The organism is Alteriqipengyuania sp. (assembly GCF_964222115.1).
GTDB lineage: Bacteria > Pseudomonadota > Alphaproteobacteria > Sphingomonadales > Sphingomonadaceae > Alteriqipengyuania.
Genome location: NZ_CAXQBM010000046.1, coordinates 1 through 11,485, shown reverse-complemented (window position 1 = coordinate 11,485; position 11,485 = coordinate 1). Strand labels below are relative to the sequence as shown.

The following is an 11,485-nucleotide window of genomic DNA, read 5'->3' as shown; positions in this document are numbered from 1 at the left end:
GGGGAGGCGGGGTGGCTGGAGGCCCCCCGAACAAAAAACGCCGGGCGGGGAGATGGGGTGGCAAGGGCCCCGCTATAAATAATCAAAGCACAATTCCGGGACCCGGGGTTCACTTCGCAGGTTCAATCCCTCAAGGTGGGTCAGGATTGCTCGCCCGGTAGGAGAGGATCCTTGGTTCAGTCGCAGACCCGCGCCGTCGCGCAGGACAGCCCGCTCGCAGAGCGTTTCCGGCAGACCCGCGCGCTGACCGAAGCGCTCGCCGCACCGCTTTCCGAAAGCGACGCGACCATCCAGTCAATGGAAGACGCCTCGCCCGCCAAGTGGCACCTCGCGCATACGACTTGGTTCTGGGAAACCTTCCTGCTGCGCGATCATGTGGCCGATTACGAGCTCCACGACGAGCGCTGGCCGTTCCTGTTCAACTCCTATTACGAGGCGGACGGAGAGCGGCACGCGCGGGGCCGCCGGGGCATGATTACGCGCCCGGACGTCGACGAGGTGCTCGGCTGGCGGCGCGCGGTTACAGATGCGATGGCGCCGCTGGTGGAAGATCCGTCGCTGGCGCCGCTGATTGCGCTAGGCATCGCGCACGAGCAGCAGCACCAGGAATTGCTGCTGACCGATATCAAGCACGCGCTGTTCCAGAACCCGCTCGGCCCCGCGATGTTTCCTTCTCCCTCTCCCCTTGTGGGAGAGGGAAGAGCGCCGTCAGGCGCTCAGGGAGAGGGGCCAGAAGAAAAGACGGCAGCGCAAGCTGCCGCTGGCGGGTCAGACCCCTCCCCCAACCCCCTCCCGCAAGGGGAGGGGGCTTTACAGGGGACCGAGCACCCCGGCGGGATTGCGGCTGTGGGCCACGACGGAAGCGGCTTTGCCTTCGATTGCGAAGGTCCGCGCCATCGCGTGCTGCTGGAGCCATTCGCGCTCGCGGATACGCTGGTGACCAATGCCGAGTGGGACGCATTTATCGCCGACGGCGGATACCGAAGCGCGGCGCTGTGGCTCTCCGACGGGTGGGCATGGGTGCAGGATCATGGCATCGGCGCGCCGCTCTACTGGCGGGATGGAGATCACTTTACCCTCGCCGGATGGCAGCCGCGCGATCCGAACGCGCCGGTGACGCATATTTCCTATTATGAGGCGGATGCCTTCGCGAGCTGGGCCGGTATGCGCCTGCCGACCGAGTTTGAATGGGAAGCGATTGCACGCGGGCAGCATGCCGACGAGGCGCCTGCACACGATCCCGCCGCAGGCAACCAGCTCGACCATCCTGATCTTTGGGCCGGGCCAGTGCAGCCCACCGGGTCGGACGGGTTGTTTGGCGATTGCTGGCAGTTCACCCGCAGCGCCTACCTTCCCTATCCGCGTTTCCAGCCCGCAGCGGGCGCGGTGGGCGAATATAATGGCAAGTTCATGAGCGGGCAGTTCGTCCTGAAGGGCGCCAGCTGCGCCACCGCGCGCGGCCATTCGCGCGCATCCTATCGCAACTTCTTCTACCCGCACCAGCGCTGGCAATTCACCGGGCTGCGGCTCGCAAAGGATATCTGATGACCGACCAGACCGGGTTGAAGCTCGTCGATCTTGACGAGGGCGGAGTTGACCGCGCCTTTCGCGCCGATGTGCTGGCGGGCATGCGCGAGACGCAGAAGGCGATTCCCGCCCGCTGGCTCTACGACGATGCCGGATCGCAGCTGTACGAAGATATCACGCAAGTCCCGGAATATTACCCGGCGCGCGCCGAGACGGAAATTCTCAAGACGCGCGGGGCCGATTTTGCCGATGCCATCGGGCGGAGCCGCGCGGTGGTCGAGTTCGGCAGTGGCTCTTCGGTGAAGACGCCTGCCCTGCTGAGGGCCATCGACCCGGCGGCCTATGTGCCGCTGGACATTGCGGGCGATTTCCTGCGCGCGTCCGCCGCCGCGCTGTCCGAAAAGTTCCCCGACCTGCCGGTCTACCCCGTGGAGGCGGACTTCATGCGAAGGGTGGAGCTGCCTGCCGAAGTATCCGCCATGCCCAAGCTGGGCTTTTTTCCCGGCGGGACCATCGGCAACATGGTTGCCCGCACCGCGACCGACCTTCTGCGCACCATGCGCGAAACGCTGGGCGAAGGATCGATGCTGCTGGTCGGCATGGACCTGATCAAGGATAGGAAAGTCCTCGAGGCGGCGTATGACGATGCTGGCCGGGTGACCGCCGAATTCAATCTCAACCTCGCCCGACGCATCAATCGCGAGCTGGGCGGCACCATTCCTATCGACAAGCTGCAGCATTCGGCGCGCTGGAACGACCAGTATGCGCGGATCGAGATGCATCTGGTGGCGCAGGAGGACATTGCCTTCGAAATCGCGGGCGAGCAGTTTGCGATGCGCGCTGGCGAAACGATCCACACCGAAAACAGCCACAAGTTCGATTTCCGCAGTGCCGACAAGCAGCTGCTCGCCGGTGAATGGACGCCCGTGCGGCGGTGGCTCGACAGCGAAGAACGCTTCAGCCTGGTACTCGCCGAAGCGAGCATCGCCCGCAGCGCGCCTTAGTTTGCGGCATGCGAAGTCTCTACCGTTCGTCCTGAGCTTGTCGAAGGGCGAACGCAGTGCGGCGTTCGCGGTTCGACAGGTTCACCACGAACGGGTTGTCAGGCAGCGGTCTACGCAACCCCATTCATGGAATAGTGGGGCAGTGCTCGCTATATTGCATGAATGGACCTCAAATCCCTCTTCGACCAGCTGGCCGCCACGATAGGCTCGATCCCGCAATCGGGCCTGCTGATCATTGCAGTCGCGGCGCTGATCCTGGGCTGGCTGGGGGGAGCGCTCGCGCGGCGTGAGTTCGTGATCGGTCGCTTCCTGAGCACGGGCAGCACCCTGGTGCTGTGCGGCGTGCTGGTGCTGATCGTGCTGCAGCTCGCGCGGCTCGATCCGCGTTTCGATGTCGCGATGTCCGATGTCGGCCTGCCCGAACAGAGCGTGGTCGGCGGCGAGACGCGCGTGGAGCTGGCGCCCGACGGGCACTACTGGCTGAATGCGGAGGTCAACGGCGTGCCCGCGCGCTTCCTCGTGGATACGGGCGCCACGCTGACCGCCATATCCACCTCCACCGCCTCGGAAGCGGGGCTGGAGGAGCGGCGCGACCGCCTGCCGGTGATGATGACCACCGCCAACGGCACGATTTCTGTCGGCACCACGACGGTGGAGGAATTGCGTTTCGGCAATGTCGCGGCCTTCGGATTGGACGCGGTAATCGCCCCCAATATCGGCGAGACCAATGTGATCGGGATGAACCTGCTCAGCCGCCTCGCCCAATGGCGGGTGGAGGATGGCACGTTGATCCTGGTGCCCAATAATCCTCAGGAAACCGAAGTCGGTACCACCTGATGCGCCACCTCGCGATCAGGTCATGAAGCGGTCCCACGGCCCGGTGATCGCCACCGTGCGCGTGGGCGCATAGGCATTGACGAAGAACCACTTGCCATCGGGCGAGAAGCAGCCACCCGCCAGTTCGGTCTGCATGGTGAGGCGGCCAAGGTCGTAAGGGCGCCCATCGGGGGTGATGCCGCGCAGGTGGTTGTCCACCACATCGGTATACTGGTCTTCGCACACGATCAGGTGGCCATTGGGCGCGACCGTCAGGTTGTCACCGTAATTGAACTGGTCCTTGCTTTCGCTCTCGAAAAACAGCTCGACCATATCGGGTCGCTCGCCGCGTCCGGGGACGAAGCGGAAGATCTGGCCCAGCTTCAGCTGGCCGCCGCTGGTAGAGCACACGAACAGGTCGTCGGTGCCCATATGGATGCCTTCGCCGCGGGCGATCGGGGCAGCGCCCTTCGCGATGGCGCGGGTGCGCAAATCGTCCTTGGGCGACTCCACATTGTCCAGATCGACCCAGCTAACCTCGTACAGCTTGCGCACGGGCATGGCCGGGCTTTCCCAGTTGCGCGTGTCGGCAATCCCTTCCACGACCATCGCCTGCAGCTTGCCCCCCGCGCGCAAGTTTCCGCGCTGGTTGGGCAGGAAGCGGTAGAGCACGCCATCGTCGCGATCTTCGGTCTGGTAGACGATGCCCGTTGCCGGATCGACGCAGGCCGCCTCGTGATTGAAGCGCCCCATCGCGGTGAGCGCCACCGGCTCGACCAAGCCGGTCGCATCGGCGGGCACTTCGAACACCCAGCCGTGGTTGCGGGCAAGCCCGTCGCCATAACGCTGGCCGGGGCCGGTGGGCGATTCCTCGCAGGTGAGCCAGGTGTTCCACGGCGTGACCCCGCCCGAACAATTTCGGATCGTGCCGCCGAGCGAGCGGAATTCGCGCTTCACCTCCAGGGTCGCGGCATCGAGCACGATATTGGTCGTCCCGCCCGGAACGATCTCCCCATTGCGGGTGCCGAAGCCCTTCGCGATGGGGCCGCCCGCATCGTCGCTCGGGATCAGCTCATGATTGCGGACCAGAGCGATCTCGCCCTTGCCGATGTCGAAGCAGCCCATCCCGTCGGCCTTGTCGGGCACCGTGCCGCCATCGGCCATCGCATCGCCGAGGCGGGAGAGGACGCGGTAAGAGAAGCCTTCGGGCAGGTCGAGCATGCCCGCCGGGTCTGGCCGCAGGGGCCCGTAGGCGAGCGGGGCGGACGCACTTGCCATGCTTGTGGCTCCGCGCATCGTGCAGCCACTGGCCGCAAGCGCGCCGAAAGCGGCGCCGGTGCTGGCGAGGAACTTGCGACGATCTGTGTGCAGGGTGGGCATGCTGGGGTCCTCTTCGCACCGGGGGGGGGGAATCATCCGGCCGCGCCATAGCCCAAACGGCATGGCCTCGCAGCTTGCAATTCGTGCAATAGCATTGCGGTTTCGCGACAAGTCGAGAGTGGGAGCTGGAGCCGGTGCCTTTTGCAGGCGCTTGGCTAATGTCAAAAGCCTGGCTGGGGTGGCAGGGATCGAACCTGCGAATGGCGATACCAAAAACCGCTGCCTTACCACTTGGCTACACCCCAGCATGCAGGCGGACCGCCCCTATAGCGTGGCGAGCGCACTTGTGAAGGGGGTGCTATCCGCGACCCCGAGAGGTAGAGGCAAAGTATGACGAACCTCGCGACTGCCCGCACCATTCTCGAAACGCTGGTCGGGTTCGACACGACCTCCCGCAACAGCAATCTCGCGCTGATCGAATGGGTGGAGGCCTACCTCGCGCAGCATGGCGTCGCATCCGAAAGGGTGCCGAACGAGAGCGACGAGAAGGCGAATCTGTTTGCCACCTGCGGACCGCAAGTGGAGGGCGGGGTGATCCTGTCCGGGCATAGCGATGTCGTGCCGGTCGACGGGCAGGACTGGTCGAGCGATCCGTGGATCGTGCAGGAGGAAGCGGGCAAGCTGTTCGGGCGCGGTGTCACCGACATGAAGGGCTTTATCGCGCTGGCGCTCGCTTTCGTGCCGCGCTTCGTCGCGGGCAGGCTGCCGGTGCATCTGGCACTGAGTTACGACGAGGAGGTCGGCTGCCAGGGCGCGCACTCCATGATCGCGCGCATGGCGGAAACGATTCCCCCGCCGCGCCTCGCCATCGTCGGGGAGCCCACCGGCATGGGCATCATCACCGGGCACAAGGGGATCGCGGTGCACGAGGTCACCGTGCGCGGGCACGAGGCGCATTCTTCGCTGGTCGACCACGGCATCTCCGCCAATGGCGTTGCGGTGGAGCTGATGCACGATCTGCTGGCGCTGGCGGAGGAATTGCGGGCCCGGGCCGACCCGGCGAATGGTTTTAACCCGCCGCAAGCGACGCTGACCATCGGCGTGATGGAAGGCGGCACTGCGTCGAACATCCTTGCAGGCCATGCGCGGTTCGAATTCGACCTGCGCTGCCCGCCGGGGGAAGACCCGGACGCGATCCTCGCGCCGTTCAAGGCGCGCTGCGCGCAGCTGGATGCAGAACTCAAGAGCCGCTTTCCCAATGCGGGCGTGCGGGTGGAACACCATGCGAGCACGCCGCCGATGACCCCTGTCGGCAGCGAGGATGCGGTGGCTTTCGTCCGCGCACTAACGGGGGAGAATACCGCGCCGGGGCAGGTCGCCTTCGCGACCGAGGGCGGGCAGTTCCAGCAGGCGGGTTTCCCCACGGTGATCTGCGGCCCGGGCTCGATCGAGCAGGCGCACCAGCCGGATGAATGGATCGCGCTTTCCGAACTGGAGAAGGGCGCCGCGTTTATGGAGCGACTGGCGGAGAGATTGAATTGAACCCGCTCGTGCTGAGCTTGTCGAAGCACTGTCCTGCTTGAAGAAAGTGCAGCCCTTCGACAGGCTCAGGGCGAGCGGTGAAGGAAAGGGATGAGGGATTAAACCTCCTTCCCCTCGAAATCCTTCGCCGAGTGCCGCTCACGCAGCTGCGTGTTGTCTTCGCCCCAGGTCTTGTTGACGATCCGTCCGCGCTTCACTGCGGGGCGCGCTGCGATCTCTTCCACCCAGCGCGCGACGTTCTCGTACTCGTGGATCGAGAGGAATGTGGTCGCGTCGTTGTAGATGATCCCTTCGACGAACGGCGCCAGCCACGGGAAGGCGGCGATATCGGCAATGGTGTACTCGTCGCCCGCGAGGAAGCGGGCTTCGCCCAGCCGCTGGTCGGCGACGCTGAACAGGCGCTTGGTCTCCATCGCATAGCGGTTGATCGGGTACTCGTATTTCTCCGGCGCATAGGCGTAGAAGTGGCCGAAGCCGCCGCCGATGAAGGGCGCGCTGCCGATCTGCCAGAACAGCCAGCTGAGCATTTCGGCGCGCTTCGGGCCGGTTAGTTGAAAGGCGTCGAACTTCTCCGCCAGGTGCAGCAGGATCGCGCCGCTTTCGAACACCCGGATCGGCGCCTCGCCCGTGCGGTCGACCAGTGCGGGGATTTTCGAGTTCGGATTGATTGCAACAAAGCCGCTGGTGAACTGGTCGCCTTCACCGATATTGATCGTGTAGGCGTCGTATTCCGCCGGGTGCCCCGCCTCCAGCAGCTCTTCCAGCATGATCGTTGCCTTCACGCCGTTGGGCGTGGCGAGCGAATGGAGCTGGAAGGGGTTTTCGCCTGCAGGCAGCACCTTGTCTTCGCGCGCGCCAGCGGTCGGGCGGTTTATATTCGCGAACCGGCCCCCGTTCTCCGCATCGTGCGTCCAGACCTTGGGCGGGACATATTGGGTCATCGGCTAATCCTTCCGGCTGTGGGGCGACCTTGCTCGCGTTCGCATTTGGGCGCTGGTTCGGGAACCGCAAGCACATGGCGCGGCTTTCAGCCACAAGATGAATTCGCAACCTGAAAAGCTGATCTTTGTCGACGACAGCCTGCCCGGTATCACCCGCAAGGGTGCGGGCAAGGGCTGGGCCTATTACGATCCCGACGGCGAGCTGATCCGCGACGAGAGTGAACGCACCCGGTTGAACGCGATTGCGCTGCCGCCCGCCTATTCCGATTGCTGGTTCTGCCCCGCCCCAAACGGGCACATCCTTGCCACCGGGTACGACGCCAAGGGTCGCAAGCAGTATCGCTATCACCCGGATTTCCGTGCCTCCCGCGAAGGCGAGAAGTTCGACCGGTGCCTCGCTTTCGGGACGCGGCTTCCGCTGGTGCGCAAGCGCGTGCTGGATGACCTAGCCGCCCGCGACCTCGGCCTGCCAAGGGCGCTCGCCGGAGTGGTCCGCCTGCTCGATCTGGGGGCGATCCGCGTGGGGAACGACAGCTACGCGCGCGACAATGGCAGCTACGGCGCGACCACGATCAAGCGCCATCACGTAACGGTGAAGGGAAAGACGCTGCGCTTCCGCTTCCGCGCCAAGTCGGGCAAGCAGCGCGATCTCGAACTGACCGATACGTATCTGGCGAAGATCGTGTGCCAGATGCAGGATCTCGACGGACAGGACCTGTTTTCCTTCGTCGACGATAATGGCCCTGATGGTGAGCAGTGCGTGCGCGATGTCACCTCCAGCCACGTCAACGCCTACCTGCGAGAAACGATGGGCAAGGATTTTACCGCCAAGAACTTCCGTACCTGGCATGCAAGCGTGATGGCCTTCGGCCTGCTGGCGCATGCGAAGAGCGATCTGACCATCAAGGCGGTCACCGAAAATGTCGCCGAAAAGCTGGGCAACACGCCTGCGATCACCCGCAAGAGCTACATCCACCCGGCGATCTTCGATCTGATGGACCGGCAGGGCGAGTGGCGCGAAGACTTGAACTTGCCGCGTAAAACCAAGTGGTTGGCGCGCGAAGAACGTGGCCTGCTCGAATACCTCGAAGACGCCCCGCCGGTGACCGACTTACTCGCGGCATAAAATACTGATATTTGTTAATTAATGCATGATTGCGTAGGGACTATTACGCCGCTTCCGCCCATGCTAGGGCAATAGTGCTTCGTGAAGCGCTCGCCATCTGCGGGCGATCGCGTGGGCGGGAAGAAAACGCTTTGCCAAATCGCCACCTGACCGCAATCGATGCGGCCAATTTCAAGCCTGCAGGCGTACCACCGTGGGCCGTGCAGGCCGGGTTCGGCGTGCTTGTGGCGGGCGCGATTATCGGCCTGCGCACGCTCGTGGACCAGGTATTCCCGGGGTCGGGGCCCTTCGCGCTGGTCTATCCGGCGGTGCTGATCGCTACTTTGTTCGGTCGCTTGCTCGCCGGTATCGTCTGCCTGATCCTGTCCTTTTTCTGGGCCTGGTACTTCGTACTCAGTTTCCCGCGCTCGTTCGAGTTCGAGCTCGACAGCGATCTGGGCCGCGTCACCATCAACCTGTTCGCATGTTGCATCGTTCTCGCACTGGCAGAGGTGTTCCGCCTCGCCGTGCGCCTGCGCGAGGCGGAGTTGGAGGAATCGCTCGATCGCCGTCGCTGGCTGATGGCCGAACTGCAGCACAGGACGAAGAACAACTTCGCGCTGGTTGCCAGCATGATCGACCTGCAAAAGCGCCGGCAGGACAACCCGGCTGCTGCTGCCGCGCTGGAAGATGCTGCCAACCGCGTGTTTTCCTTCAGCCGTGCCTATGCGCAGCTGGCCGTGGACGAAGCGAACCGGCAGGAAGGCGATATCGACATGGCGAGTTACCTGGAGGATGTGATCGACCATCTGGTCGATGCGTCCTTCGGGGAAAATGTGCATGTCATACGGCGCATTGTCTCTATCCCCCTGCCGCGCGAACAGGCGGTGGCGGTGGGGCTGTTCCTCAACGAGGCGCTGACCAATTGCGCGAAATACGCCTTTGGCGATGGCCGGGGCGGCAAGCTGGAAATCGTCTTTTCGGGGACCCCGAAGGACTGGCGGCTCGACGTGATGGACGATGGCGCGGGCAGCGCTGCGCCGAGCAGTTCCGACGGCGGGCTGGGCCAGAGCCTGATGCGTACCTTCGCCAGCCAGGCGGAGGCGGAACACAGTGTCGACGTGTCCGACTGGGGCTGCCGGGTCACTCTCGCACGCATTGTCGACGAGAGCGAAAACGCACAGGGCCTTGTCTCGGGCGCCTGACGCGGGCACAGGCGCACCCTGATGGGTGATCGCGACCATCCTTTCTTCGATCTGCACACGCACGGCTTCGTGCGCGTGGCGACGTGCACGCCCGACGTCCGCCCTGCCGACGTTGGCGGCAACACCGACAGCATCCTGACCGAAGCGCGCCACGCCCACGAAGCGGGTGTCGACCTGGCCGTCTATCCCGAGCTGTGCGTGACCGGCTATGCGATCGACGACCTGCACCTGCAGTCGGCGGTGATCGAGGCAGCAGCGGAAGCCATCGCCCGGATCGTGGAGGAAAGCGCAGGCCTTGCCCCGGTGCTCGTGATCGGTGCGCCGGTGCAGCGCGGCCACCGGCTGTATAATTGCGGGCTTGCCATTGCCAATGGACGCCTGCTGGGCGTGGTGCCCAAGAGCTACCTGCCCAATTACCGCGAGTTCTACGAGAAGCGGCAGTTCACCCACGGGCGCGACTGCCACGGGCTGGACGTGACCATCGCCGGCCACGAAGCGCCCTTCGGCACCGACCTGGTCTTCGCGGCGGACAACCTGCCCGGCTTCACCCTGGGGATCGAGATCTGCGAGGATTTCTGGGCGCCGCAGCCACCCGGCATGATGGCCGCGCTGGCCGGTGCGACGATCCTCGCCAATCTCTCCGCCTCGCCGGTGATGATCGGGCGAGCAAGCGACCGCCACCTGCACTGCGCCTCCAGCTCCAGCCGGGGCATGTGCGCCTACGTCTATTCTGCCAGCGGACATGGGGAGAGCACGACCGACCTCGCGTGGGACGGGCAGGGCGTGATCTACGAGCAGGGCGAATTGATGCGCGAAAGCGTGCGCTTCGACCGCGGGGCTGAACTGTGCATCACGGACATCGACACAAGGCGGATCGTCAACGACCGGGTGCGCAACGGCACCTTCCATGATGCGGCCGAGGCGGCTGGCCGCCCCGAAGACTGGTATCGGCGGGTCGCGTTCACCCACAACCAAACGCCCGGAGATAGGGGGCTGACCCGCAAGGTGCGCCGCTATCCCTTCGTGCCGAACGACCCCGATACGCTGTACGAGGATTGCTACGAAGCGGTCAACATCCAGGTCGATGCGCTGATGCGCCGGATCGACGCGACCAAGGCGAAATCGCTGGTGCTGGGCATTTCGGGCGGGCTCGATTCGACCCATGCGCTGCTGGTTGCGTGCCTCGCATGCGACCGGCTGGGCCTGCCTCGCGCGATGATCCGTGGCTATACCATGCCCGGCTTCGGCACCTCCGACCGTACGAAGTCCAACGCGCTCAAGCTGATGGAAGCGGCGGGGATCACCGCCGAAACGATCGACATCAAGCCCGCTGCCGAACGAATGCTGGCGGATATCGGCCATCTTTTTGCGGATGGGCAACCGGTATACGATACCACGTTCGAGAACGTGCAGGCAGGCTTGCGCACGGATTACCTGTTCCGCCTCGCGGGCCACCATGGCGGCTTCGTGATCGGCACGGGCGATCTTTCCGAACTCGCGCTGGGCTGGTGCACCTATGGCGTGGGCGACCAGATGAGCCATTACGGCGTCAATTCCGGCGTGCCCAAGACGCTGATCCAGTACCTGATGCGCTGGGTGATCAAGACCGACCAGTTCGGCCCCGAGCTGAACGCAGTGCTGGAGGATGTGCTCGGGACCGAGATCAGCCCCGAACTCATCCCCGCGGGCGAGGATGAGGAGATCCAGAGCACCGAGGACACGATCGGTCCTTACGCGCTGCACGATTTCTTCCTCCATCACATCGCGCGCTACGGCCAGTCACCCAGCCATGTCGCCTTCCTCGCGTACCACGCGTGGAAAGAAGCAGAGGCGGGCGAATGGCCGATCGGCTTCCCCGAGGATGCGAAGCGCGCCTACACGCTGGCGGAAATTCGCCACTGGCTGGAAGTGTTCTGTCGCCGCTTCTTCGGCTTCAGCCAGTTCAAGCGCAGTGCGATGCCCAACGGGCCCAAGGTTTCCATGGGCGGCGCGCTGAGCCCGCGCGGCGACTGGCGTGCGCCGAGC

The 11,485-nt window shown here is 64.6% G+C and carries 9 protein-coding genes and 1 tRNA gene; 7 read left to right on the top strand and 3 right to left on the bottom strand.

All coding sequences use genetic code 11. The features are described 5' to 3' along the window. The first annotated feature begins 171 nt into the window (after positions 1–171). The 3 genes from egtB (at position 172) to ACEQXE_RS07135 (ending at position 3,368) form a co-directional block, all read left to right on the top strand. On the top strand, positions 172–1,545 hold the full coding sequence (gene egtB, locus ACEQXE_RS07145) for an ergothioneine biosynthesis protein EgtB (protein WP_370178244.1): 1,374 nt from the start codon (positions 172–174) through the stop codon (positions 1,543–1,545). Beyond that, a complete protein-coding gene (gene egtD, locus ACEQXE_RS07140; protein WP_370178243.1) occupies positions 1,545–2,531 on the top strand; it encodes an L-histidine N(alpha)-methyltransferase in 987 nt (328 codons plus the stop codon). The genes egtB and egtD overlap by 1 nt, the downstream gene beginning before the upstream one ends. 162 nt (positions 2,532–2,693) lie before the next feature. Beyond that, positions 2,694–3,368 (top strand): TIGR02281 family clan AA aspartic protease, encoded by a 675-nt coding sequence (locus ACEQXE_RS07135; protein WP_370178242.1) that lies wholly within the window; start codon positions 2,694–2,696, stop codon positions 3,366–3,368. 15 nt (positions 3,369–3,383) lie between these two features. Here the strand turns inward: ACEQXE_RS07135 and ACEQXE_RS07130 are convergent, their stop codons facing one another. Further along, positions 3,384–4,727 carry an alkaline phosphatase PhoX gene (locus ACEQXE_RS07130; protein WP_370178241.1) on the bottom strand — a complete coding sequence of 448 codons (1,344 nt, stop codon included), beginning with the start codon at positions 4,725–4,727 and terminating at the stop codon, positions 3,384–3,386. A gap of 170 nt (positions 4,728–4,897) precedes the next feature. Further along, positions 4,898–4,972: transfer RNA gene (locus ACEQXE_RS07125), tRNA-Gln, on the bottom strand. An 85-nt stretch (positions 4,973–5,057) separates the two neighbouring features. Between ACEQXE_RS07125 and argE the strand changes: the two genes are divergently transcribed. Continuing rightward, positions 5,058–6,209 (top strand): acetylornithine deacetylase, encoded by a 1,152-nt coding sequence (gene argE, locus ACEQXE_RS07120; protein ID WP_370178240.1) that lies wholly within the window; start codon positions 5,058–5,060, stop codon positions 6,207–6,209. A gap of 98 nt (positions 6,210–6,307) precedes the next feature. Here argE and yghU read toward each other — a convergent pair whose 3' ends face one another. Beyond that, positions 6,308–7,150 (bottom strand): glutathione-dependent disulfide-bond oxidoreductase, encoded by an 843-nt coding sequence (gene yghU / locus ACEQXE_RS07115; RefSeq protein WP_370178239.1) that lies wholly within the window; start codon positions 7,148–7,150, stop codon positions 6,308–6,310. 97 nt (positions 7,151–7,247) lie between these two features. Here yghU and ACEQXE_RS07110 point away from each other — a divergent pair, with 97 nt between their 5' ends. The 3 genes from ACEQXE_RS07110 to ACEQXE_RS07100 form a co-directional block, all read left to right on the top strand. Beyond that, a complete protein-coding gene (locus ACEQXE_RS07110; RefSeq protein ID WP_370178238.1) occupies positions 7,248–8,276 on the top strand; it encodes a DNA topoisomerase IB in 1,029 nt (342 codons plus the stop codon). 131 nt (positions 8,277–8,407) lie between these two features. Next, a complete protein-coding gene (locus ACEQXE_RS07105) occupies positions 8,408–9,460 on the top strand; it encodes a sensor histidine kinase (RefSeq protein WP_370178237.1) in 1,053 nt (350 codons plus the stop codon). A gap of 21 nt (positions 9,461–9,481) precedes the next feature. Next, positions 9,482–11,485 (top strand): NAD(+) synthase (locus tag ACEQXE_RS07100; RefSeq protein WP_370178236.1); only part of this gene is annotated, 2,004 nt, incomplete at its 3' end.

What these genes read in the sequence shown, in the direction of transcription:
- egtD (WP_370178243.1), top strand. Translation starts at nt 1,545, where the DNA reads ATGACCGACCAGACCGGGTTGAAGCTCGTCGATCTTGACGAGGGCGGA.
- ACEQXE_RS07135 (WP_370178242.1), top strand. Translation starts at nt 2,694, where the DNA reads ATGGACCTCAAATCCCTCTTCGACCAGCTGGCCGCCACGATAGGCTCG.
- ACEQXE_RS07130 (WP_370178241.1), bottom strand. Translation starts at nt 4,727, where the DNA reads ATGCCCACCCTGCACACAGATCGTCGCAAGTTCCTCGCCAGCACCGGC.
- argE (WP_370178240.1), top strand. Translation starts at nt 5,058, where the DNA reads ATGACGAACCTCGCGACTGCCCGCACCATTCTCGAAACGCTGGTCGGG.
- yghU (WP_370178239.1), bottom strand. Translation starts at nt 7,150, where the DNA reads ATGACCCAATATGTCCCGCCCAAGGTCTGGACGCACGATGCGGAGAAC.
- ACEQXE_RS07110 (WP_370178238.1), top strand. Translation starts at nt 7,248, where the DNA reads ATGAATTCGCAACCTGAAAAGCTGATCTTTGTCGACGACAGCCTGCCC.